The following is a 23,113-nucleotide window of genomic DNA, read 5'->3' on the forward strand; positions in this document are numbered from 1 at the left end:
ACCAATAGCGGGGGATATTAATCCCCCTTATTTCATTGCGAAATTCATTTCGCGATGCGGGTTCGTTATAACTGAATATCCCTGACATATCCTCATTAATTTCAATGAGGAGGGTATTTCTCACCCTGGAGAAAATAATGAAGTATATAGCAACATCTGTAGTGGCAATGCTGCTCTTATCGGGTTGTGATAATACGCAAAGTAACAATTCATCCCCGTCAGAAACAGAAGTCGGCGTTGTTACGCTCAAATCTCAACCGGTTTCGGTAGTCAGTGAATTAACCGGACGCACCAGTGCTGCGCTCAGTGCTGAAGTACGTCCGCAGGTTGGGGGAATTATCCAGAAACGCTTATTTAAGGAAGGTGATCTGGTCAAGGCTGGACAGCCTCTCTACCAGATTGATGCGGCCAGTTATCAGGCTGCATGGAATGAAGCCCGGGCAGCATTACAACAAGCACAGGCACTGGTAAAAGCCGATTGCCAGAAAGCGCAGCGTTATGCCCGACTGGTGAAAGAGAATGGTGTTTCACAACAGGATGCTGATGATGCTCAGTCTACCTGTGCACAAGATAAAGCCAGTGTAGAGGCGAAAAAAGCCGCACTGGAAACTGCGCGCATTAATCTTGACTGGACCACGGTAACCGCACCGATTTCGGGGCGTATTGGTATTTCGTCGGTAACCCCTGGCGCACTGGTGACCGCGTCGCAGGATACAGCGTTAACGACTATTCGTGGTCTGGATACAATGTATGTCGACCTCACTCGCTCCAGTGTCGATTTATTACGTCTGCGTAAACAGTCACTGGCGACCAACAGTGACACCATGAGCGTCTCACTTATTCTGGAAGATGGCACAACCTACAGCGAAAAAGGGCGTCTGGAACTCACCGAAGTCGCGGTGGATGAGTCTACCGGTTCGGTGACATTACGGGCAATTTTCCCCAATCCACAACAGCAGTTATTACCGGGAATGTTTGTTCGCGCTCGTGTCGATGAAGGCGTGATGGAAAACGCTATTCTCGCGCCTCAACAGGGCGTTACGCGCGATGCTAAAGGCAATGCAACTGCGCTGGTGGTGAATAAAGACAATAAAGTAGAGCAGCGAACGCTCGAAACGGGAGAAACGTATGGTGATAAATGGCTGGTGCTGAACGGCCTGCACAACGGCGACCGACTGATTGTTGAAGGTTCTGCCAAAGTCACTTCAGGGCAGACCGTCAAGGCTGTTGAAGTTCAGGCTAATGGAGGCAACGCCTGATGTTTTCGCGCTTTTTTGTTCGCCGCCCGGTCTTTGCCTGGGTTATCGCCATTTTGATTATGTTGGCAGGGATTCTGGCTATTCGCACATTGCCCGTCGCGCAATATCCTGACGTTGCACCGCCGACCATTAAAATTTCAGCCACTTATACTGGTGCTTCTGCCGAAACGCTGGAGAACAGCGTGACTCAGGTTATCGAGCAACAACTCACTGGGCTTGATAATTTACTCTATTTCAGCTCAACCAGTAGCTCTGATGGTTCGGTCAGTATTAATGTGACCTTTGAACAAGGTACCGATCCAGATACTGCACAGGTTCAGGTGCAGAATAAAATTCAGCAGGCGGAGTCGCGCCTACCCAGCGAAGTGCAGCAAACGGGTGTTACGGTGGAGAAATCACAAAGCAACTTTTTGCTGATTGCTGCCGTGTATGACACCACTGACAAAGCCTCCAGTTCGGATATCGCCGACTGGCTGGTCAGTAACGTTCAGGACCCGCTGGCGCGTGTTGAAGGTGTGGGGAGTCTGCAAGTCTTTGGCGCGGAATACGCTATGCGCATCTGGCTTGACCCGGCCAAACTGGCGTCTTACTCGCTGATGCCTTCAGACGTGCAAAGTGCTATTGAAGCGCAAAACGTGCAGGTTACTGCCGGGAAAATAGGGGCATTGCCTTCACCGGATACTCAGCAACTGACCGCAACGGTACGTGCGCAGTCTCGCTTGCAGACGGTGGATCAGTTCAAAAATATTATCGTGAAAAGCCAGTCAGACGGCGCAGTTGTTCGTATAAAAGATGTGGCTCGCGTTGAGATGGGCAGTGAAGATTATACCGCTATCGGCAAACTTAACGGTCACCCGTCTGCCGGGGTTGCTGTAATGCTTTCGCCCGGTGCGAATGCGCTGAATACGGCGACGCTGGTCAAGGATAAGATTGCCGAATTCCAGCGGAACATGCCGCAGGGATACGACATCGCATACCCGAAAGACAGCACTGAATTTATTAAAATCTCCGTAGAGGACGTAATTCAGACGCTGTTTGAAGCCATCGTATTGGTGGTTTGCGTGATGTATTTATTCCTGCAAAACCTGCGTGCCACACTGATTCCGGCGTTAGCTGTCCCCGTCGTTTTGCTGGGCACATTCGGCGTTCTTGCGTTGTTTGGCTATTCGATTAATACCCTGACGTTGTTTGCAATGGTGCTGGCGATCGGCTTGCTGGTGGACGATGCCATTGTGGTGGTAGAGAACGTCGAACGCATTATGCGTGACGAAGGGTTGCCCGCGCGTGAAGCCACGGAAAAATCAATGGGCGAGATTTCTGGCGCACTGGTTGCCATTGCGCTGGTGTTGTCAGCCGTATTCCTGCCGATGGCCTTCTTTGGGGGATCTACGGGGGTAATTTATCGTCAGTTCTCCATCACCATCATCTCCGCAATGCTGCTTTCCGTGGTGGTGGCATTGACCTTGACTCCCGCCCTGTGCGGTTCCGTCCTCCAGCATGTTCCACCACATAAAAAAGGCTTTTTCGGCGCATTTAACCGCTTTTACCGCCGTACTGAAGATAAATATCAGCGAGGCGTAATTTATGTCCTGCGCCGTGCAGCCCGAACGATGGGGCTTTATGTCGTGCTGGGTGGTGGAATGGCCCTGATGATGTGGAAACTGCCGGGCAGTTTCTTACCCACTGAAGACCAGGGCGAAATCATGGTGCAGTACACGCTGCCGGCCGGGGCGACCGCTGCCCGTACAGCAGAAGTGAATCGCCAGATTGTTGACTGGTTCCTGATTAACGAGAAAGCAAATACCGATGTCATCTTTACCGTTGATGGTTTCAGTTTTAGCGGTAGCGGACAGAACACCGGGATGGCGTTTGTTTCGTTGAAAAACTGGTCTCAACGTAAAGGGGCAGAAAACACCGCCCAGGCTATCGCCCTACGGGCAACCAAAGAGCTGGGCACAATTCGTGATGCCACGGTATTTGCGATGACGCCGCCAGCCGTTGATGGGCTGGGCCAAAGCAATGGTTTTACGTTTGAATTGTTAGCTAACGGTGGAACCGATCGTGAAACACTGCTGCAAATGCGTAATCAGTTGATAGAAAAAGCGAATCAAAGTCCGGAGTTACATTCTGTACGCGCCAATGATTTGCCACAAATGCCGCAATTGCAGGTAGATATTGATAGTAATAAAGCGGTGTCATTAGGGTTGAGTTTGAATGATGTCACCGACACCCTGTCCAGTGCGTGGGGCGGTACTTATGTGAATGACTTTATTGACCGTGGTCGTGTGAAAAAAGTCTACATTCAGGGCGACAGCGAATTTCGTTCCGCGCCGTCAGACTTAGGTAAATGGTTTGTGCGCGGCAGCGATAACGCCATGACACCATTCTCTGCTTTTGCGACCACCCGCTGGCTGTATGGACCGGAAAGACTGGTGCGCTACAACGGCTCGGCAGCCTATGAAATTCAGGGCGAAAACGCGACTGGCTTTAGTTCCGGCGATGCAATGACAAAAATGGAGGAACTGGCAAACAGTCTTCCTGCGGGAACAACCTGGGCCTGGAGTGGTTTGTCATTGCAGGAGAAACTGGCCAGCGGTCAGGCATTAAGTCTGTATGCAGTTTCTATTCTGGTGGTTTTCCTCTGCCTTGCAGCACTGTACGAAAGCTGGTCAGTCCCGTTCTCGGTCATTCTGGTGATCCCTCTGGGGCTTCTTGGCGCGGCGCTGGCGGCCTGGATGCGTGATTTAAACAACGACGTTTACTTCCAGGTAGCGCTATTAACTACTATCGGCTTGTCGTCGAAAAACGCCATTCTGATTGTGGAATTTGCTGAAGCGGCGGTTGCAGAGGGCTATTCCTTGAGTCGTGCGGCATTACGCGCGGCGCAGACTCGTTTACGCCCAATCATCATGACCTCGCTGGCGTTTATTGCGGGGGTAATGCCGCTGGCGATAGCAACCGGCGCAGGGGCGAACAGCCGCATCGCCATTGGTACGGGCATTATTGGCGGCACGCTGACCGCTACATTACTGGCCATTTTCTTCGTTCCTCTGTTTTTTGTACTGGTGAAACGTTTGTTTGCCGGTAAACCGCGCCGTCAGGAGTAAGTTATGTTGCGTCGTTCTCTTATTTTTCTGGTGTTGTTGAGTGCGGGATGTGTCTCGCTCGATCCTCACTACAGTACGCCTGAATCCCCAATCCCGGCGACCTTGCCGGGAGCACAGGGCCAGGGGAAGGCAATCAGCCATGACTGGCAGCAGGTGATCCACGATCCCCGATTGCAGCAGGTAGTAACCATTGCACTGAACAGTAACCGCGATGTGCAAAAAGCGATTGCTGATATTGACTCAGCACGGGCGCTCTATGGGCAAACTAATGCGTCGTTATTTCCGACGGTGAATGCGGCCTTAAGTTCGACCCGCAGCCGTTCGCTGGCGAATGGTACGGGAACAACTGCCGAGGCTGACGGCACGGTGTCCAGTTATACGTTAGATCTGTTTGGTCGTAATCAGAGTTTATCTCGGGCGGCGCGGGAAACCTGGCTTGCCAGTGAATTTACAGCCCAGAACACTCGTTTAACGCTGATTGCTGAAATCAGCACCGCCTGGCTGACACTGGCGGCTGATAACAGCAACCTGGCCCTGGCAAAAGAAACGATGGCCAGTGCAGAAAACTCATTGAAAATTATCCAGCGCCAGCAACAGGTTGGCACGGCGGCAGCGACAGATGTCAGTGAGGCGATGAGTGTTTATCAGCAAGCGCGCGCCAGCGTTGCCAGCTATCAGACACAAGTGATGCAGGATAAAAATGCGCTGAACTTACTGGCAGGTACAACGCTTGCGGAAAATCTGCTACCGGGAACACTGGAAAGCCTGCCGGAACAAATGATAAGTCTGGTTCCTGCGGGAGTATCATCTGATGTTCTGCTGCGTCGCCCGGATATCCAGGAAGCGGAACATAATTTGAAGAGCGCCAATGCAGATATTGGCGCGGCGCGGGCTAACTTTTTCCCGACGATTTCGCTGACTGCCAGTGCCGGTGTTGGCAGTGACGCGTTGTCGTCGTTGTTCAGCCACGGAATGCAGATCTGGTCATTTGCGCCATCGGTCACATTACCGCTGTTTACTGGCGGAAGTAATCTGGCGCAGCTTCGTTACGCAGAAGCACAAAAGCGTGGACTCATTGCCACCTATGAAAAAACCGTTCAGAGCGCATTTAAAGATGTCGCTAACGCACTGGCGCGGCGGACCACGCTTGAAGAGCAACTGGATGCACAGCGCCAGTATGTTAAAGCTGAACAACAAACGGTCGATGTTGGCTTGCGTCGCTATCAGGCGGGTGTTGGTGATTACCTGACCGTGTTGACGGCGCAGCGCAGCTTGTGGAGCGCACAGCAGGAGCTGCTGGCACTGCAACTGACTGATTTTACAAACCGAATCACGCTCTGGCAGTCGCTGGGCGGCGGTATGTCATCACTCAAGTAAGGAATAATATGGCTAGAGTCTCTCTTTCATGGGCATTGATTCTTGGTCTTTTAGCCGGTATCGGCCCGATGTGTACCGATCTTTATTTGCCGGCTTTGCCGGAGATGTCTGAGCAACTGGCGGCAACCACGACCATAACGCAATTAACCCTGACCGCATCACTGATTGGTCTTGGCGTCGGACAACTGTTATTTGGCCCTCTGAGCGACAAAATAGGGCGTAAACGTCCGTTAATCTTGTCGTTGCTATTGTTTATTGTTTCTTCCATTTTATGCGCGACAACGAACAATATTTACTGGCTGGTGGTCTGGCGTTTTATTCAAGGGATCGCGGGGGCGGGTGGTTCGGTGCTCTCTCGTTCTATTGCTCGTGACAAATATCAGGGAGTAACGTTGACCCAGTTTTTTGCGCTGTTAATGACGGTGAATGGCCTGGCACCGGTGTTGTCGCCAGTGCTGGGCGGGTACATTGTTAGCACTTTTGACTGGCGCACTTTATTCTGGGTAATGGCTGAAATTAGCACCGTACTGTTGCTGGGCTGTCTGTTATTTATTCATGAGACCTTGCCAGAAAATAAAAGGGGCTCATCATTGCTATTAACCGGACGAAGCGTGGTGCAGAACCGCCGTTTTATGCGCTTTTGCCTGATTCAAAGTTTTATGCTGGCCGGTTTGTTTGCATATATCGGCTCTTCGTCGTTCGTGTTGCAGAAGGAATTTGGCTTTAGTCCAATGCAATTTAGCCTGGTGTTTGGCCTTAACGGCACCGGACTTATCATTGCTTCATGGATCTTCTCGCGCCTGGCGCGACGGATTAACGCGATGACATTGTTGCGAGGTGGCCTGATAGCGGCAATTTTGTGTGCATTGCTCACGGTCTTATGCGCATGGATACAATTGCCCATTCCGGCACTGGTGGCATTATTTTTCACCATCGCATTTTGTAGCGGCATCGGCACTGTTGGCGGGGCAGAGGCTATGAGTGCAGTAGGGACGCAGGAATCTGGAACGGCGTCTGCGTTGATGGGGATGAGCATGTTTGTCTTCGGCGGTATAGCCGCGCCATTGTCGGGAATTGGCGGAGAAACACTGTTAAAAATGAGTCTGGCAATTACGGTGTGTTATACGCTGGCATTGCTGGTTGCTCTCACCAGAATCGACAACCAAAAGTAATGAACACCTCATCCTGAGGGGGGCCTGTCAGGATGAGGTGCAAAACACTAACGGTCCTTACGCCACGCATCCGCCGTCAATGCCTCGCCAAAATGACCGGCGATCAGCCGTTTGGTGAGTTCATGCAGCGGCGATGCCAGCACATCTGCGGTGCTGCCTCGCTCGACAACCTCGCCCTGATGCATCACCAGCACCTGGTCGCTAATGTGCTTCATCATTCCGATATGCTGGGTAACATAAATATACGAAATGCCCTGTTTTTCCTGTAACTCCAGCATCAGATTAATCAACTGCGAACGCATCGACATATCCAGTGAGGCGAGGGCTTCATCGGCAATAATGACTTTTGGGCGCAATATCAGCGCGCGCGCCAGACCCAGACGCTGTTTTTGCCCGGGTGCCAACATATGCGGATAGTAACTGACGTGATCCGGTAGCAGCCCAACCATACGCATCGTTTCAATAATCTGTTTGCGACGCTGTTCCGGTTCCAGGTCGGTGTTCAGGCGCAGTGGAAAATCCAGAATTTGCGAGATACGTTGACGGGGATTCAACGAGGTGGAAGGATCCTGAAAAATCATGCGAATACGCTGACTGCGGAAGGAATAATCGCCAAAATGCAGCGGATGATCGTCAATCAATAACTCGCCGCTGGTAGGTTCTATCATTCCCGCCAGCATTTTTGCCAGCGTGGATTTACCCGAACCATTCTCGCCGATAATCGCCAGTGTCTGGCCTTCACGTAGCGTAAAGCTCAAGGGTTTTACCGCTTCTACGGTCTGACGACGAAACCAGCCGGTCCGGTAGCGGAACGTTTTACTTAAATTACGCACTTCAAGTAGCGTTTCGATCATCTCACTCTTTCTCCATGTTCAGTGGGAAATGACAGGCATAGAGATGATTTTTCGCCCCCGTCAAACGTGGCGTCACAATGCATTCTCGTTGTGCATACGGGCAACGTGGCCCCAGACGACAACCAATCGGTAACTGTTCCAGTAGCGGGATAGCGCCGGGCAGCGTATTGAGGCGACTTTTATGCGGCATCGCGCTGCCGAAGTCTGGTATCGCGCGGATCAGCGCCTGGGTATAAGGATGGTGTGGCATCGTCACCAACTCCTTACTCGGCGCGGTTTCCACCGTTTGACCGCAGTAAAGCACGTTAATTTTATCCGCCCATTGGCTAAGCATTTGTAAGTCATGGCTGATAAGCAAAATAGTGGTATTGCTGTTTTGGTTGAGACGCGTCAGGAGGCGAAAGATTTGCGCCTGGGTTGTTGGCTCCATTGAGTTTGTCGGTTCGTCAGCAATCAGCAGACGCGGTTGATTCGCCAGTGCAATGGCTATCATCACTTTCTGACATTCGCCTTCGGTCAACTCATAGGGAAAACTGCGCATCGCATCTTTGTGATCTTTAATCCCCACGCGGTGCAGCAGTTCAATGGCACGGCGTTTGCGCCAGCCAAAACGCTGCCACCAACGGCCTTTATAGGTCCAGGCTGGGATGTTTTGCATCAACTGGCGACCCACACGTTCTGAAGGGTCAAGACACGACTGCGGTTCCTGGAAAATCATCGACACGTTGTGACCAACCAGCTTGCGCCGTTCGCGTGCGGAGAGACGCAGCAAATCGATATCATCAAAACGCATACGGTCAGCAGTAACACGCCAGTTATCTTTATTCACCCCACAAATCGCTTTCGCAATCAAACTTTTACCGGAACCGGATTCGCCAACAAGACCGCGGATTTCACCTTCGGTTAAGGTCATACTTACGCGGTCGACGGCTTTAACCCACTCATCACCGGTTTTAAATTCAATGGTCAGGTTACGAATATCGAGTAATGGCATTATTCCACCCCCGCAATAATTGCACGACGGACACCGTCGCCAAGGAGGTTAACCAACAGCACGCTAATCATAATCGCCGCACCAGGCAGCATGACAGTCCACGGGGCGACATAAATCAGTTCCAGCGCATCACCGAGCATCGCTCCCCATTCAGGCGAGGGCAGTTGTGCGCCGAGATCGAGAAAGCCCAGCGCGGCGATATCGAGAATTGCCATCGACAGTGCGCGGGTGATCTCGGTGACCAGCCCGGCGGTGATGTTGGGCATCACAGCAAACCAGAGAATATTCAGCGTTGATGCGCCATCCAGACGGGCGGCGATAACGTACTCTTTTTCCAGTTCGTCATGCACCATGCTGTAAATCGAACGTACCATACGTGGCAGCAGCGCCAGCCAGACAGCAAACATGGCGTGAGACAAACTCGGTCCGGCAAACGCTACAACGATAATTGCCAGCAGCAGCGAAGGGATCGCCAGTAAGGTATCCAGAATATGGTTAAGCACCGCTGAGCGTAGGCCGTGGGTCGCCCCGGCGAAGGTGCCCAGTACCAGGCCACAGATCGTCGCGGCAAGCGTCACCACAAATGCGCCACCTACGGTTGGCGCAGCTCCGCTCAGTAAACGGCTTAAAACATCGCGTCCGAGGTCGTCAGTCCCCAGGAAGAAAGAAACTTCGCCATAGCGCGACCATGACGGCGGCAATAATTGATAACCGAGAAATTGCTGGTCGATGCCGTAAGGCGCAAACCAGCCGCCAAAAATACACAGTACAGCCAGCCCCGCGCAGCCGTACAGGCCGACCATCGCAGAGGCGTCACTATAAAATTTGCGCCAGGCGGTACGCAGCGTGCCCGGCGGGCGCTTTTCGCTGTATACGCTATCGTAAGGCATACCATTCCTTATGTTTCAGAGGGTTAGCCATGGCACCCAAAATATCAGAAATCACGTTAACAATAATGACCAGTGAGCCACACACCATCACTCCGGCGGAAATGGCTGCGTAATCCTGCTGGCGGATGGCGTTAATTAACCAGCGCCCTAAACCCGGCCAGCTAAAAACCATTTCGGTGATCATCGCCAGCGTCAGCATGGTGGAAAACTGTAAGCCCAGGCGAGGAATAACCGGAGGTAACGCGTTATGCAGAACGTGGCGACGCAAAATAGTAAAGCGCGACAAACCGCGGGTCGCCGCTGCTTTAACATAGTTCTGGTCATACACTTCGATAGTGCTGATACGCATCAGTCGGATCACTTCAGTTGTTGGCGCAACCGACAGGGTGATCACGGGCAATACCATATGGCGGATTGCGCTAATGATCATTTCATCCCGCCACGGTGAGTCCGAAAGCCAGGCATCAATCAACGCAAAACCGGTAATCGGTTTCACTTCGTAGAGCAGATCGAAACGCCCTGAAACGGGCAACCAACCTAGCGTGAGTGAACAAAACAGCGTCAACAGAAGCGCCAGCCAGAACACCGGGATTGAAAAGCCCAGTAAGGCGATGGCGTTGATCAAGTTATCCTGCCACTTATGGCGCGTAATCCCGGCAATCATCCCCACGGGGATGCCAACAATCAGCGCAAAACCGAAGGCGAGGATGCACAGTTCCATCGTTGCCGGGAAGACCTCTTTTAACTGTTCGGCAATCGGTTGACCGTTAATGCTGGAAACACCAAAATCCCAGTGGATCAGGCCATTAAACCAGAACACCCAGGCATTCCACAGTGACGCGCCTTGTAACGGCGCATGTGGGGTGAAATAGCTCAAGCTGAAGCCAACGAAGGTCAGCAGGAACAAGGTCACAATCAATAACAAAATACGGCGTAAGGTGAAGATAATCATGGCTTTTTCACCTCATCCTGTTTCTCGCGATACACCCCAGCAAAGGAGGCGTTACCAAACGGGCTAAGTACCAGACCTTTGATATCGTACCGATAGGCCTGCAAACGCAATGACGACGCCAGCGGCAGAATAGGTAATTCCTGCGCCAGAATACTTTGCGCTTCGTCATAGGCTTCAATACGCGCCGCCAGCTGCTGCGAGGAGAGCGCCTTACGCAACACGCTGTCGAATTTCGGATCGCACCAGTGGGCGAGGTTGGTCTGCGAATGAATTGCCGCGCAGCTCAGTAACGGACGGAAGAAACTGTCCGGGTCGTTACTGTCCGTCGCCCAACCGGATAACGTCAGATCATGGCTCATATCCATCAACCGCGCCTCCTGAAAACGACCTTCTACCGGCACAATCACCACTTTTACGCCAACCTGTGCCATATCCGCCTGAATCAGTTCGGCGGTTTTCAGTGGACTGGGGTTCCACGCCTGCGAACGTGTGGGCACCCACAGTTTCAGCGTTAAGTTTTCCAGCCCCAACGCCTTCAACTGTTCGCGCGATTTTGCCGGATTGTATTCAGTAATTTTAGCCTCGTTGTCATAGGCCCACGAGGCGCGCGGTAAAATAGAGGCCGCTGTTTCAGCCGTACCATAATAGATGGATTGCATCAGGCGCTGGTTATTAATTGCCAGTGCCAGCGCATGGCGGACAGCGGGATTATTTAGCGGCGGTTTGGCGGTGTTGAATGCCAGATAGGCGACGTTCATCCCAGGACGCAGCGTTAAACGCAAGCGTGGGTCGTCACGCAAAATGGATAGCTGACTGGCAGCAGGCCAGGCCAGAACGTCGCACTCCCCGGTCAGGAGTTTCGACAATCGTCCTGTACCGCCAGAGCCTAAATCCACCACCACTTGTGGCATCAACGGCTTACCACGCCAGAAATCATCATGACGTTGTAAGCGAATATATTGCCCGGCGCGGTATTCCGACAACTGATACGGACCGGTGCCGACCGGTTGACGGTCGAGTTGCTCCTGGCGATCTTCTTTCTCTAACTTCCCTGCATATTCTGCCGACATGACCGAAGCATAATGGGTCGCGAGGTGCCACAAAAAAGAAGCATCCGGCTGAGCCAGACGGAACTCAACGGTATGATTATCCAGTTTGCGGACGCTTTTCACGTTATCGGCAAATTGCAGGCTGTCGAAGTAGGGGAAGTTGCTGCCATTAACGTTATGCCACGGGTTGTTGCGGTCAAAAATTCGCTGGAAGGTAAAAACCACATCGTCGGCATTCATTTTACGAGTGGGAGTAAACCAGTCGGTTTTTTGAAACGGAACATCGCGACGCAGGTGGAAGCGATAGGTTGCGCCGTTGTCGAGTACTTCCCAGCTTTCGGCAAGTTCCGGCATCAGACGATAGGTATAGGGATCGACATCCAGCAGTCGATCATAAAACTGGGCGGCAAGGGTATCGACAATTAACCCACTGCTCGCTTTGGATGGGTTAAAGGTGTTGACTTGCCCGCTGACGCAATAGACAAAACCGCTGTCGCGGATATCAGCATGCGGGGGGGATTCAGGCGCGGCGATTGCCTGACCACTCACAAGTCCAGCAATCACCAAAAGAGACGATAATACCTGGCGCATAATATTAAGGGATTTTATGTAAAGAGGCTATCTTACTAATATTTAATGACATTTGCCATTACCGTTTGTGTTCAGAGGTAATAATGAGGGCCGTGTGGTTGGTCATTGAACAGGTGGCGTCGCCATCAGTTCAACATTCGTACCCGTGATTTCTTTATAACTATAACTCACAGAACAACTTAGCGAGGAGCAGAGCGGTACGATCGTGAGAAACCCATTAAAGCACGCTGCAGTGCGTGTCATTTTTAGCCGGATGCGGCGCGAACGCTTTATCCGGGCAACGATACTGACCGATAGTCTGCAATTAAATAATTACTCATTACCCCATTGATTCAAAAACTCTGCGATCTCATCAATGCGTACGGGATTAATCCCCGCTTCAGCAGCCATTTCATGTTGGGCTTCTTCACTGATCTCTTCATTGTTCATCAAACGGGTGAGCAGTAACTGGAAGTAGTGGGCCAGCGGTGTGCGTTCAGCGTCTGCGACAGGCTCTGCGCATTCGGTCGCGTACTCATCGGCAATATCATAATATTTTAGCGGGATATCGTGGTTCATTATTTGCCCCTGGGGTTAATGCGCTAAGCATAAGGGCGGATGATAGCACTCGTGATCCGGGTCATACATATTTTTATAGTTAATGGCGCGGTGCATTACCCTCAGGCAGGATAATGCGCCGCGCATTCGACTATTACGTTTCGCTCACCGGCGTTCTGTCGCCATCATACAATGGCACTTTGCGATAGCGGCGGATCAAATACCACAAATATGCGCCGCCTAACGAAGCCCATACCATCCCGGTTGCGCAATTCGATGCGGCAATGAAAATTTTGCAGGATGCGCTGAGAGATTAATACGCAGAAGCAGGGTTAACGCAATAATGCCTGATGCGCAGCGCTTATCAGGCCTGCAAACGACGTATTGATTTTGTAGGCCTGATAAGGCGTTCACGGCACACCCGGCAAGTTGCATTGTCGAAATGCTAAAGCTGGTGCTTTTTCAGCAACGCGCGGAACTGATGATAGGTTAACCCCAGCAATTCAGCGGCGCGCTTCTGGTTATACTTCCCTTGTTCCAAGCTGACCTGAAGCAGTTCTTTTTCCTGCTGCATCTGAAACTCGCGTAAATCCAGCGGCAGCGTCGGAAGCGAGGTGTTTTCTGAAACGGCGATGGCTTCTTCAGATGGACGGCGTTTAAAGGGATCAATAATGATGTCATCAAGCGGATAATCGCTGGTGCCGTGGCGATACACTGAACGTTCCACCACGTTTTTCAATTCACGTATATTTCCCGGCCAGCGATAATTCAGCAATGTTTCTCTGGCGTGCTCGGTAAAACCCGGGAACAGAGGCAGCTTGATTTCCCGACACATCTGGATGGCAAAGTGTTCTGCCATCAACATAATGTCGCTTTCACGTTCGCGTAGTGGCGGCAGTTGCACAACATCGAACGCTAGTCGGTCGAGCAGGTCAGCGCGAAAAGTCCCTTCATTGACCATTGCCGGGAGATCGGCATTCGTCGCGCATACCAACCGCACATTCACCTGCAATGGCTGGCTGCCGCCGACGCGCTCCAGTTCACCGTACTCAATCACACGCAATAATTTTTCCTGCACCATCATCGGTGCCGTAGCGAGTTCATCAAGAAATAGCGTACCGCCGTCGGCACGTTCAAATCTCCCTGGATGACGTTTTTGCGCACCGGTAAACGCCCCCGCTTCGTGACCAAACAGTTCGGAATCCAGCAAATTTTCATTTAACGCCGCGCAGTTAAGGGAAATAAACGGCCCTTGCCAACGGGAGGAGAGATAATGCAGACGGCTGGCAATCAGCTCTTTACCGGTGCCGCGCTCGCCGATGATGAGCACCGGTTTGTCCAGCGGTGCGAGATGCGAAACCTGTTCCAGCACTTCGAGAAAGCTGTTCGCCTCACCGAGTAAATTATCTTTGTATTCTGCCATGATGAAATTCGCCACTTGTTAGTGTAATTCGCTAATTCATCCTGGCATGTTGCTGTTGATTCTTCAATCAGATCTTTATAAATCAAAAAGATAAAAAATTGGCACGCAAATTGTATTAACAGTTCAGCAGGACAATCCTGAACGCAGAAATCAAGAGGACAACATTATGGGTATTTTTTCTCGCTTTGCCGACATCGTGAATGCCAACATCAACGCTCTGTTAGAGAAAGCGGAAGATCCACAGAAACTGGTGCGTCTGATGATCCAGGAGATGGAAGATACATTGGTTGAAGTACGTTCTACTTCGGCGCGTGCGCTGGCAGAAAAGAAACAGCTGACTCGCCGTATTGAACAAGCGTCGGCTCGTGAAATTGAATGGCAGGAAAAAGCGGAACTGGCACTGCTGAAAGAGAGAGAGGATCTGGCGCGTGCGGCGTTAATTGAAAAACAGAAACTGACCGATCTGATTAAGAGCCTGGAACATGAAGTGACGCTGGTGGACGATACGCTAGTGCGTATGAAGAAAGAGATCGGCGAGCTGGAAAACAAATTGAGCGAAACACGCGCTCGCCAGCAGGCATTGATGTTACGCCATCAAGCGGCAAACTCGTCGCGCGATGTGCGTCGTCAGCTGGACAGTGGCAAACTGGATGAAGCAATGGCTCGTTTCGAATCTTTCGAACGCCGTATCGACCAGATGGAAGCGGAAGCAGAAAGCCACAGCTTCGGTAAACAAAAATCGCTGGACGATCAGTTTGCCGAACTGAAAGCCGATGATGCAATCAGCGAGCAACTGGCACAATTAAAAGCCAAAATGAAGCAAGACAATCAATAATAACATCCAGGCGGCGTCCGAACGCGCCGCCGCTCATCGTCTAAGGAGTACTTATGAGCGCGCTATTTCTGGCTATTCCGTTAACCATTTTTGTGCTGTTTGTTTTACCGATCTGGTTATGGCTGCATTACAGCAATCGTTCCGGTCGCAGTGAATTGTCACAAAGTGAGCAGCAGCGATTAGCGCAACTGGCTGATGAAGCAAAACGGATGCGCGAGCGTATTCAGGCGCTGGAATCCATTCTTGATGCAGAACATCCGAACTGGAGGGATCGCTAATGGCGGGCATTAATCTCAATAAAAAATTATGGCGTATTCCGCAGCAGGGCATGGTCCGTGGCGTCTGCGCCGGGATTGCCAACTATTTTGATGTACCAGTAAAACTGGTGCGTATCCTGGTGGTGCTGTCGATTTTCTTCGGTCTGGCGCTGTTTACCCTGGTTGCTTACATCATTTTGTCATTTGCGCTTGATCCAATGCCGGACAACATGGCCTTTGGTGAGCAGCTACCTTCCAGCAGCGAATTGCTGGATGAAGTCGACCGTGAACTGGCGGCAAGTGAAACGCGTTTACGCGAGATGGAACGTTATGTCACTTCCGACACTTTCACGCTGCGTAGCCGTTTCCGTCAACTGTGAGGAAAGTTATGAATACTCGCTGGCAACAGGCCGGGCAAAAGGTGAAGCCTGGGTTCAAATTAGCAGGCAAGCTGGTACTTCTTACCGCACTGCGCTATGGCCCGGCGGGTGTGGCGGGCTGGGCGATAAAATCAGTTGCTCGCCGACCGCTGAAAATGTTGCTGGCTGTGGCGCTGGAACCGCTGTTAAGTCGGGCTGCCAATAAACTGGCGCAGCGTTATAAAAGGTGAGGGGAGTTTCGCAAAAATGGTTAAATCTCAGGCGTATAATGGATAGCAATTTTCATCCATAGAAGGACGCTTACATGTTTAAAAAAGGCTTACTTGCTCTGACACTGGTGTTTTCACTGCCCGTTTTCGCCGCTGAACACTGGATCGATGTTCGTGTTCCAGAGCAGTATCAGCAAGAGCACGTTCAGGGGGCCATCAATATTCCCCTGAAGGAAGTGAAAGAGCGCATTGCTACCGCCGTTCCGGATAAAAACGACACCGTGAAAGTGTATTGCAATGCCGGACGCCAGTCAGGGCAGGCAAAAGAGATCCTTAGCGAGATGGGATATACCCACGTTGAGAACGCCGGTGGCCTGAAAGACATCGCAATGCCGAAGGTCAAAGGTTAAAAGAATTCACCATGAGCGGCGCTTATGCGCCGTTTTTTTCTGTCACACCTTATTTACATCCCCATAGATTATTTGCGTCAGCTCACAAATACGCTTTTTCCCAGGTAAAAAAAGATTTCCTGCGTGACTAAACCCCTTGAGCTCAATTGACAGTTTATTTTATGCGGAGTAGTCTCTCGCTTCATGGGACCGCTACCACGGAAAGGCAACATGCAACAGAAAATTACGGATTACCTGGACGAAATCTACGGTGGAACATTTACCGCGACTCATTTACAGAAACTTGTAACGCGTCTTGAGAGTGCGAAACGATTAATTACACAGCGACGTAAAAAACACTGGGATGAAAGTGATGTCGTGTTAATTACCTATGCCGATCAATTTCACAGTAATGATTTAAAGCCACTACCCACATTTAATCAGTTTTACCCTCAATGGCTGCAAAGAATTTTTTCACATGTTCATTTATTACCTTTTTATCCATGGTCATCTGATGATGGATTTTCGGTAATTGATTATCATCAGGTCGCCAGTGAAGCGGGGGAGTGGCAGGATATTCAGCAACTCGGTGAATGCAGCCATTTAATGTTTGATTTTGTCTGCAACCATATGTCGGCAAAAAGTGAATGGTTTAAAAACTATTTACAACAGCAGCCAGGTTTTGAAGATTTTTTTATTACCGTTGATCCGAAAACCGATCTCAGCGCCGTCACTCGCCCGCGTGCGTTACCGTTATTAACGCCATTCCAGATGCGCGATCATTCAACGCGTCATTTATGGACCACCTTTAGCGACGATCAAATTGACCTCAATTACCGTAGCCCTGAAGTGTTGCTGGCGATGGTGGATGTATTGCTGTGCTACCTGGAAAAGGGCGCAGAGTATGTCCGTCTGGATGCCGTTGGCTTTATGTGGAAAGAGCCGGGAACAAACTGCATCCATCTGGAAAAAACACATCTGATTATCAAACTGTTACGTTCGATTATTGATAACGTCGCGCCAGGCACAGTGATCATTACCGAGACCAATGTTCCGCATAAAGACAACATTGCTTACTTTGGCGAAGGCGATGACGAAGCGCATATGGTGTACCAGTTCTCGCTGCCGCCGCTGGTGCTGCATGCGGTGCAAAAACAGAACGTTGAGGCACTTTGTGCGTGGGCGCAAAACCTGACACTACCTTCCAGCAACACCACCTGGTTTAACTTCCTTGCCTCTCACGATGGCATCGGGCTTAACCCACTGCGGGGGTTGTTACCCGAAAACGAAATATTAGCGCTGGTCGAGGTGTTACAGCAGGAAGGGGCATTAGTAAACTGGAAAAATAATCCCGACGGTACGCGTAGCCCCTATGAAATGAATGTCACCTATATGGATGCGTTGAGCCGCCGTGAGTGTAGCGACGAAGAACGGTGTGCCAGGTTTATTCTCGCCCATGCGATTTTGTTAAGTTTCCCCGGTGTGCCAGCGATATATATTCAAAGCATTCTGGGGTCGCGTAATGATTACGCCGGTGTCGAAAAACTTGGATATAATCGCGCGATTAACCGTAAAAAATACTCTAGTAAAGAGATAACGACAGAACTGGACAATAAAGCGACATTAAGGTATTCGGTATATTATAAGTTGTCGCATTTAATTACCCTTCGTCGCAGTCATAAAGAGTTTCATCCGGATAATAATTTCACCATCGATGCAATTAATTCATTTGTAATGCGAATTCAAAGAAGCAATGCGGATGGCGATTGCCTGACGGGATTGTTTAATGTCAGCGAAAATATTCAGCATATAAATATTACTGACCTGCACGGTCGGGATCTGATTAGTGAAGTTGATATATTGGGTAATGAAATAACACTGCATCCCTGGCAGGTTATGTGGATTAAATAAAAAGGAACATTTCATGATTAAATCAAAAATCGTGCTGTTATCAGCACTGGTTTCCTGCGCCCTGATTTCAGGCTGTAAAGAAGAAAATAAAAATAATGTATCCATCGAATTTATGCATTCTTCGGTGGAGCAGGAGCGCCAGGCCGTCATCAGCAAATTGATTGCCCGTTTTGAAAAAGAAAACCCAGGTATCACCGTAAAACAAGTGCCCGTGGAAGAAGACGCCTATAACACCAAAGTCATTACCCTTTCACGTAGCGGTTCGCTGCCGGAAGTGATCGAAACCAGCCATGACTACGCCAAAGTGATGGACAAAGAGCAGCTTATCGATCGTAAAGCGGTTGCCACGGTCATCAGCAACGTCGGTGAAGGCGCGTTCTACGATGGCGTACTGCGGATTGTGCGCACCGAAGATGGCAGCGCCTGGACCGGTGTTCCTGTCAGCGCATGGATTGGCGGGATCTGGTATCGCAAAGATGTGCTGGCAAAAGCTGGGCTGGAGGAGCCAAAAAACTGGCAGCAATTGCTGGACGTTGCACAGAAACTGAATGACCCGGCGAATAAAAAATACGGTATTGCGCTGCCTACAGCAGAAAGCGTGTTGACGGAACAGTCTTTCTCCCAGTTTGCGTTATCCAATCAGGCTAACGTCTTTAACGCCGAAGGCAAAATCACCCTTGATACACCAGAGATGATGCAGGCGCTGACCTATTACCGCAACCTTGCTGCCAACACCATGCCAGGTTCTAACGACATCATGGAAGTGAAAGACGCTTTTATGAACGGCACCGCGCCGATGGCGATTTACTCCACCTATATCCTTCCGGCTGTGATTAAAGAAGGCGATCCGAAAAACGTTGGTTTCGTGGTGCCAACCGAGAAAAATTCTGCGGTCTACGGCATGTTGACCTCGCTGACCATTACCGCCGGGCAAAAGACTGAAGAGACCGAAGCGGCTGAAAAATTTGTCACCTTTATGGAGCAGGCGGACAACATTGCCGACTGGGTGATGATGTCACCAGGCGCGGCGCTGCCGGTGAACAAAGCGGTTGTCACTACCGCCACCTGGAAAGACAACGACGTTATTAAGGCGCTGGGAGAATTGCCGAATCAGCTAATCAGCGAATTGCCAAATATTCAGGTCTTTGGCGCAGTAGGGGATAAAAACTTTACCCGCATGGGTGATGTGACGGGGTCTGGTGTGGTGAGTTCAATGGTGCATAACGTCACCGTGGGTAAAGCCGACCTCCCTGGCACGCTGCAAGCGAGCCAGAAAAAGCTGGATGAGTTGGTCGAACAGCGCTAAACCCAGGACAGGAATCCGCAATGAACAGGCTTTTTTCAGGTCGTTCCGATATGCCCTTTGCGCTGTTGCTTCTCGCGCCCAGCTTATTACTGCTGGGCGGTCTGGTGGCGTGGCCGATGGTGTCGAATATCGAAATCAGTTTTTTACGTCTGCCGCTTAATCCCAACATCGAGTCAACGTTTGTTGGGGTGAGTAACTATGTGCGCATTCTCTCCGATCCTGGTTTCTGGCACTCGCTGTGGATGACGGTCTGGTATACCGCGCTTGTGGTGGCGGGCAGCACCGTGCTCGGGCTGGCCGTGGCGATGTTTTTCAACCGCGAGTTCCGCCTGCGCAAAACCGCGCGTTCGCTGGTGATCCTTTCCTACGTAACGCCGTCTATTTCGCTGGTGTTCGCCTGGAAATACATGTTCAACAACGGCTACGGCATTGTGAACTACCTCGGCGTCGATCTTCTGCATCTCTATGAGCAGGCGCCGCTGTGGTTCGATAACCCGGGCAGTAGTTTTGTGCTGGTGGTGCTGTTCGCCATCTGGCGCTACTTCCCGTATGCCTTTATCTCGTTTCTGGCGATTTTGCAGACCATCGACAAATCGCTGTACGAAGCGGCAGAGATGGATGGCGCGAATGCCTGGCAACGGTTTCGCATCGTCACGCTGCCCGCGATTATGCCGGTTCTGGCGACGGTGGTGACCCTGCGCACTATCTGGATGTTCTACATGTTCGCGGATGTTTATCTGCTGACGACCAAGGTCGATATTCTCGGTGTCTATCTCTACAAAACCGCCTTTGCCTTTAATGACTTAGGGAAAGCGGCGGCGATCTCGGTGGTGCTTTTCATCATTATTTTCGCTGTCATTCTGCTGACCAGGAAACGGGTGAACCTCAATGGCAACAAATAAACGCACACTCAGTCGAATCGGTTTTTACTGCGGGCTGGCGCTGTTTCTCATCATCACGCTGTTTCCATTTTTTGTGATGCTGATGACCTCGTTCAAGAGCGCAAAAGAGGCGATCTCGCTGCATCCTACGTTGCTGCCACAGCAGTGGACGCTGGAGCATTACGTCGACATTTTTAATCCGGTGATTTTCCCGTTTGTCGACTACTTCCGTAACAGCATGGTGGTGTCGGTGGTTTCATCCGTGGTGGCGGTATTTCTCGGCATTCTTGGGGCTTACGCGCTTTCCCGCCTGCGCTTTAAAGGGCGAATGACCATCAACGCCAGCTTTTACACGGTGTACATGTTCTCCGGCATTTTGCTGGTGGTGCCGCTGTTCAAAATCATCACCGCACTTGGCATTTACGACACCGAGATGGCGCTGATTATCACCATGGTGACGCAAACTCTGCCTACCGCCGTGTTTATGCTGAAAAGCTACTTCGACACCATCCCCGATGAAATCGAAGAAGCGGCAATGATGGATGGCCTCAATCGTCTGCAAATTATCTTCCGTATCACCGTGCCCCTGGCAATGTCCGGGCTGATATCCGTATTCGTCTACTGCTTTATGGTGGCGTGGAACGACTATCTGTTTGCGTCGATTTTCCTTTCCAGCGCCAGCAATTTCACCTTACCTGTGGGCCTGAACGCGCTGTTCAGTACGCCTGATTACATCTGGGGACGGATGATGGCGGCCTCGCTGGTGACCGCACTACCGGTAGTGATTATGTATGCGCTTTCGGAACGTTTTATTAAGAGTGGTTTGACCGCTGGTGGCGTGAAGGGCTAAAGCGACCAATTTCTTTACAAGGAGTTTTACATGAAAAAGTTAGTAGCCACAGCACCGCGTGTAGCTGCGCTGGTTGAGTATGAAGAGCGGGCGATTTTAGCCAATGAAGTGAAGATCCGCGTGCGTTTCGGCGCTCCGAAGCACGGGACGGAAGTGGTCGATTTCCGCGCTGCCAGTCCGTTTATCGATGAAGACTTTAACGGTGAATGGCAGATGTTCAGCCCGCGTCCGGCAAATGCGCCGCGCGGCATTGAGTTTGGCAAGTTCCAGCTTGGCAACATGGTGGTTGGCGACATTATCGAGTGCGGCAGCGACGTTAACGACTACGCGGTGGGCGACAGCGTATGCGGCTACGGCCCGCTCTCCGAGACGGTCATCATTAACGCAGTGAATAACTACAAGCTGCGCAAAATGCCGCAAGGCAGCTCCTGGAAAAACGCCGTCTGTTACGACCCGGCGCAGTTTGCCATGAGCGGCGTGCGCGATGCCAACGTGCGCGTGGGCGATTTTGTGGTGGTGGTAGGGCTTGGCGCGATTGGTCAAATTGCCATTCAACTGGCAAAACGCGCTGGCGCGTCGGTGGTGATTGGTGTCGATCCTATCGCTCATCGCTGTGATATTGCCCGTCGCCACGGTGCGGATTTCTGTCTTAACCCCATTGGCGCTGACGTAGGTAAAGAGATCAAAACGCTGACCGGCAAGCAGGGTGCCGATGTGATTATCGAAACCAGCGGCTACGCCGACGCGCTGCAGTCGGCGCTCCGCGGTCTGGCCTACGGCGGCACCATCTCCTATGTCGCGTTTGCCAAACCATTTGCTGAAGGTTTTAACCTCGGACGCGAAGCGCATTTCAATAACGCCAAAATTGTTTTCTCCCGCGCGTGCAGCGAACCGAACCCGGATTATCCGCGCTGGAGCCGTAAGCGTATTGAAGAAACCTGCTGGGAACTGCTGATGAACGGTTATCTCAATTGCGAAGATTTAATCGACCCGGTAGTGACCTTTGCCAACAGCCCGGAAAGCTACATGCAGTATGTCGATCAGCATCCGGAACAGAGCATCAAAATGGGCGTTACGTTTTAATTCAAAGGAATGAAAAAATGAAAATAGGCACACAGAATCAGGCATTCTTTCCGGGAAATATTCTGGAGAAATTTCGTTACATCAAAGAGATGGGCTTCGATGGTTTTGAGATTGACGGCAAACTGCTGGTCAACAACATCGAAGAAGTCAAAGCGGCGATCAAAGAAACCGGTTTACCGGTGACCACTGCCTGCGGCGGCTATGACGGCTGGATTGGTGATTTTATCGAAGAGCGTCGTCTTAATGGCTTAAAGCAGATCGAACGCATTCTCGAAGCGCTGGCAGAAGTGGGCGGTAAAGGTATCGTCGTTCCTGCTGCATGGGGCATGTTTACCTTCCGTTTACCGCCGATGACCTCGCCGCGCAGCCTGGACGGCGACCGCAAAATGGTGAGTGATTCCCTGCGCGTACTGGAACAGGTCGCCGCGCGTACCGGAACCGTGGTGTATCTCGAACCGTTAAACCGTTATCAGGATCATATGATCAATACTCTCGCCGATGCCCGCCGTTACATCGTCGAAAACGATCTTAAACATGTGCAGATTATCGGCGATTTCTATCACATGAACATCGAAGAAGATAACCTGGCGCAGGCGCTGCATGACCACCGCGACTTGCTCGGTCATGTGCATATTGCCGATAACCATCGTTACCAGCCGGGCAGCGGCACCCTCGATTTCCACGCGCTGTTTGAACAGCTGCGCGCCGATAACTATCAGGGTTATGTGGTGTATGAAGGGCGTATCCGGGCAGAAGCTCCTGCCCAGGCGTACCGTGATTCGTTGGCCTGGTTGCGCACCTGCTAAG

The 23,113-nt window shown here is 51.2% G+C and carries 22 protein-coding genes and 1 pseudogene; 15 read left to right on the forward strand and 8 right to left on the reverse strand.

Going from position 1 to position 23,113, the window contains the following annotated elements:
* Positions 1–137: 137 nt before the first annotated feature.
* From ACJHX4_RS13870 to ACJHX4_RS13885, 4 genes are read left to right on the forward strand one after another with little or no spacing between them, the layout of a single operon-like run.
* Entirely contained in the window at positions 138–1,259 is a 1,122-nt protein-coding gene (locus tag ACJHX4_RS13870) for an efflux RND transporter periplasmic adaptor subunit (RefSeq protein WP_000873803.1), read from the forward strand.
* Positions 1,259–4,366, forward strand: coding sequence for an efflux RND transporter permease subunit (locus tag ACJHX4_RS13875; RefSeq protein WP_000492807.1), 3,108 nt, complete (start codon positions 1,259–1,261; stop codon positions 4,364–4,366). The genes ACJHX4_RS13870 and ACJHX4_RS13875 overlap by 1 nt, the downstream gene beginning before the upstream one ends.
* Positions 4,367–4,369: 3 nt before the next feature.
* Positions 4,370–5,743 carry an efflux transporter outer membrane subunit gene (locus ACJHX4_RS13880; protein WP_000946226.1) on the forward strand — a complete coding sequence of 458 codons (1,374 nt, stop codon included), beginning with the start codon at positions 4,370–4,372 and terminating at the stop codon, positions 5,741–5,743.
* Positions 5,744–5,751: 8 nt separating this feature from the next.
* Positions 5,752–6,915, forward strand: a complete 1,164-nt coding sequence (locus ACJHX4_RS13885) for a multidrug effflux MFS transporter (protein WP_000135013.1) — start codon at positions 5,752–5,754, stop codon at positions 6,913–6,915.
* A gap of 47 nt (positions 6,916–6,962) precedes the next feature.
* On the opposite strand, the gene sapF is transcribed toward ACJHX4_RS13885, so the two are convergent.
* From sapF to pspF, 8 genes and pseudogenes are all read right to left on the reverse strand, one after another.
* Positions 6,963–7,769, reverse strand: coding sequence for a peptide ABC transporter ATP-binding protein SapF (gene sapF, locus ACJHX4_RS13890; protein WP_000573407.1), 807 nt, complete (start codon positions 7,767–7,769; stop codon positions 6,963–6,965).
* A 1-nt stretch (position 7,770) separates the two neighbouring features.
* Complete coding sequence (gene sapD, locus ACJHX4_RS13895) at positions 7,771–8,763, reverse strand: peptide ABC transporter ATP-binding protein SapD (RefSeq protein WP_001128858.1); 993 nt, start codon at positions 8,761–8,763, stop codon at positions 7,771–7,773.
* Positions 8,763–9,653 carry a peptide ABC transporter permease SapC gene (gene sapC / locus ACJHX4_RS13900; RefSeq protein WP_001146163.1) on the reverse strand — a complete coding sequence of 297 codons (891 nt, stop codon included), beginning with the start codon at positions 9,651–9,653 and terminating at the stop codon, positions 8,763–8,765. Before sapC ends, sapD begins: the two co-directional genes overlap by 1 nt.
* Complete coding sequence (gene sapB / locus ACJHX4_RS13905; protein WP_000583271.1) at positions 9,640–10,605, reverse strand: putrescine export ABC transporter permease SapB; 966 nt, start codon at positions 10,603–10,605, stop codon at positions 9,640–9,642. The genes sapC and sapB overlap by 14 nt, the downstream gene beginning before the upstream one ends.
* Complete coding sequence (gene sapA, locus ACJHX4_RS13910) at positions 10,602–12,245, reverse strand: ABC transporter substrate-binding protein SapA (RefSeq protein ID WP_001250202.1); 1,644 nt, start codon at positions 12,243–12,245, stop codon at positions 10,602–10,604. The genes sapB and sapA overlap by 4 nt, the downstream gene beginning before the upstream one ends.
* Positions 12,246–12,557: 312 nt before the next feature.
* Entirely contained in the window at positions 12,558–12,803 is a 246-nt protein-coding gene (locus tag ACJHX4_RS13915; RefSeq protein ID WP_001015113.1) for a YmjA family protein, read from the reverse strand.
* A gap of 133 nt (positions 12,804–12,936) precedes the next feature.
* Positions 12,937–13,044: pseudogene (locus ACJHX4_RS13920) on the reverse strand (hypothetical protein); the annotation flags it as partial.
* 183 nt (positions 13,045–13,227) lie between these two features.
* Entirely contained in the window at positions 13,228–14,205 is a 978-nt protein-coding gene (gene pspF, locus ACJHX4_RS13925; protein WP_001296037.1) for a phage shock protein operon transcriptional activator, read from the reverse strand.
* A 166-nt stretch (positions 14,206–14,371) separates the two neighbouring features.
* Here pspF and pspA point away from each other — a divergent pair, with 166 nt between their 5' ends.
* The 11 genes from pspA (at position 14,372) to ACJHX4_RS13980 (ending at position 23,112) form a co-directional block, all read left to right on the forward strand.
* The gene (gene pspA / locus ACJHX4_RS13930) at positions 14,372–15,040 is read left to right on the forward strand and encodes a phage shock protein PspA (protein ID WP_000511017.1); all 669 of its coding nucleotides are present in this window, start codon (positions 14,372–14,374) and stop codon (positions 15,038–15,040) included.
* Positions 15,041–15,093: 53 nt separating this feature from the next.
* Entirely contained in the window at positions 15,094–15,318 is a 225-nt protein-coding gene (gene pspB / locus ACJHX4_RS13935; RefSeq protein WP_001274963.1) for an envelope stress response membrane protein PspB, read from the forward strand.
* The gene (gene pspC, locus ACJHX4_RS13940; RefSeq protein ID WP_000907387.1) at positions 15,318–15,677 is read left to right on the forward strand and encodes an envelope stress response membrane protein PspC; all 360 of its coding nucleotides are present in this window, start codon (positions 15,318–15,320) and stop codon (positions 15,675–15,677) included. Before pspB ends, pspC begins: the two co-directional genes overlap by 1 nt.
* An 8-nt stretch (positions 15,678–15,685) precedes the next feature.
* Positions 15,686–15,907, forward strand: a complete 222-nt coding sequence (pspD, locus tag ACJHX4_RS13945; protein WP_001295585.1) for a phage shock protein PspD — start codon at positions 15,686–15,688, stop codon at positions 15,905–15,907.
* Between the two features lie 74 nt (positions 15,908–15,981).
* The gene (gene pspE / locus ACJHX4_RS13950) at positions 15,982–16,296 is read left to right on the forward strand and encodes a thiosulfate sulfurtransferase PspE (protein WP_000473128.1); all 315 of its coding nucleotides are present in this window, start codon (positions 15,982–15,984) and stop codon (positions 16,294–16,296) included.
* A 210-nt stretch (positions 16,297–16,506) separates the two neighbouring features.
* Positions 16,507–18,186 (forward strand): glucosylglycerate phosphorylase, encoded by a 1,680-nt coding sequence (ycjM, locus tag ACJHX4_RS13955; protein WP_001296038.1) that lies wholly within the window; start codon positions 16,507–16,509, stop codon positions 18,184–18,186.
* 13 nt (positions 18,187–18,199) lie between these two features.
* Positions 18,200–19,492 carry an ABC transporter substrate-binding protein gene (locus tag ACJHX4_RS13960; RefSeq protein ID WP_000597412.1) on the forward strand — a complete coding sequence of 431 codons (1,293 nt, stop codon included), beginning with the start codon at positions 18,200–18,202 and terminating at the stop codon, positions 19,490–19,492.
* Between the two features lie 20 nt (positions 19,493–19,512).
* Positions 19,513–20,394, forward strand: coding sequence for a carbohydrate ABC transporter permease (locus tag ACJHX4_RS13965; protein WP_001080790.1), 882 nt, complete (start codon positions 19,513–19,515; stop codon positions 20,392–20,394).
* Positions 20,381–21,223 carry a carbohydrate ABC transporter permease gene (locus ACJHX4_RS13970; protein WP_000224675.1) on the forward strand — a complete coding sequence of 281 codons (843 nt, stop codon included), beginning with the start codon at positions 20,381–20,383 and terminating at the stop codon, positions 21,221–21,223. The genes ACJHX4_RS13965 and ACJHX4_RS13970 overlap by 14 nt, the downstream gene beginning before the upstream one ends.
* A gap of 30 nt (positions 21,224–21,253) precedes the next feature.
* Entirely contained in the window at positions 21,254–22,306 is a 1,053-nt protein-coding gene (locus tag ACJHX4_RS13975) for a zinc-dependent alcohol dehydrogenase (protein WP_000737372.1), read from the forward strand.
* A gap of 17 nt (positions 22,307–22,323) precedes the next feature.
* Positions 22,324–23,112 (forward strand): sugar phosphate isomerase/epimerase family protein, encoded by a 789-nt coding sequence (locus ACJHX4_RS13980; protein ID WP_000690259.1) that lies wholly within the window; start codon positions 22,324–22,326, stop codon positions 23,110–23,112.
* Position 23,113: the final 1 nt, after the last annotated feature.

Source organism: Escherichia sp. WS2035 (assembly GCF_046487065.1).
GTDB classification, from domain to species: Bacteria; Pseudomonadota; Gammaproteobacteria; order Enterobacterales; family Enterobacteriaceae; genus Escherichia; species Escherichia coli.

Bases quoted from the DNA above. Each gene is read 5' to 3' on its own strand.
- ACJHX4_RS13870 (WP_000873803.1), top strand. From the start codon at position 138: ATGAAGTATATAGCAACATCTGTAGTGGCAATGCTGCTCTTATCGGGT.
- ACJHX4_RS13875 (WP_000492807.1), top strand. From the start codon at position 1,259: ATGTTTTCGCGCTTTTTTGTTCGCCGCCCGGTCTTTGCCTGGGTTATC.
- ACJHX4_RS13880 (WP_000946226.1), top strand. From the start codon at position 4,370: ATGTTGCGTCGTTCTCTTATTTTTCTGGTGTTGTTGAGTGCGGGATGT.
- ACJHX4_RS13885 (WP_000135013.1), top strand. From the start codon at position 5,752: ATGGCTAGAGTCTCTCTTTCATGGGCATTGATTCTTGGTCTTTTAGCC.
- sapF (WP_000573407.1), bottom strand. From the start codon at position 7,769: ATGATCGAAACGCTACTTGAAGTGCGTAATTTAAGTAAAACGTTCCGC.
- sapD (WP_001128858.1), bottom strand. From the start codon at position 8,763: ATGCCATTACTCGATATTCGTAACCTGACCATTGAATTTAAAACCGGT.
- sapC (WP_001146163.1), bottom strand. From the start codon at position 9,653: ATGCCTTACGATAGCGTATACAGCGAAAAGCGCCCGCCGGGCACGCTG.
- sapB (WP_000583271.1), bottom strand. From the start codon at position 10,605: ATGATTATCTTCACCTTACGCCGTATTTTGTTATTGATTGTGACCTTG.
- sapA (WP_001250202.1), bottom strand. From the start codon at position 12,245: ATGCGCCAGGTATTATCGTCTCTTTTGGTGATTGCTGGACTTGTGAGT.
- ACJHX4_RS13915 (WP_001015113.1), bottom strand. From the start codon at position 12,803: ATGAACCACGATATCCCGCTAAAATATTATGATATTGCCGATGAGTAC.
- pspF (WP_001296037.1), bottom strand. From the start codon at position 14,205: ATGGCAGAATACAAAGATAATTTACTCGGTGAGGCGAACAGCTTTCTC.
- pspA (WP_000511017.1), top strand. From the start codon at position 14,372: ATGGGTATTTTTTCTCGCTTTGCCGACATCGTGAATGCCAACATCAAC.
- pspB (WP_001274963.1), top strand. From the start codon at position 15,094: ATGAGCGCGCTATTTCTGGCTATTCCGTTAACCATTTTTGTGCTGTTT.
- pspC (WP_000907387.1), top strand. From the start codon at position 15,318: ATGGCGGGCATTAATCTCAATAAAAAATTATGGCGTATTCCGCAGCAG.
- pspD (WP_001295585.1), top strand. From the start codon at position 15,686: ATGAATACTCGCTGGCAACAGGCCGGGCAAAAGGTGAAGCCTGGGTTC.
- pspE (WP_000473128.1), top strand. From the start codon at position 15,982: ATGTTTAAAAAAGGCTTACTTGCTCTGACACTGGTGTTTTCACTGCCC.
- ycjM (WP_001296038.1), top strand. From the start codon at position 16,507: ATGCAACAGAAAATTACGGATTACCTGGACGAAATCTACGGTGGAACA.
- ACJHX4_RS13960 (WP_000597412.1), top strand. From the start codon at position 18,200: ATGATTAAATCAAAAATCGTGCTGTTATCAGCACTGGTTTCCTGCGCC.
- ACJHX4_RS13965 (WP_001080790.1), top strand. From the start codon at position 19,513: ATGAACAGGCTTTTTTCAGGTCGTTCCGATATGCCCTTTGCGCTGTTG.
- ACJHX4_RS13970 (WP_000224675.1), top strand. From the start codon at position 20,381: ATGGCAACAAATAAACGCACACTCAGTCGAATCGGTTTTTACTGCGGG.
- ACJHX4_RS13975 (WP_000737372.1), top strand. From the start codon at position 21,254: ATGAAAAAGTTAGTAGCCACAGCACCGCGTGTAGCTGCGCTGGTTGAG.
- ACJHX4_RS13980 (WP_000690259.1), top strand. From the start codon at position 22,324: ATGAAAATAGGCACACAGAATCAGGCATTCTTTCCGGGAAATATTCTG.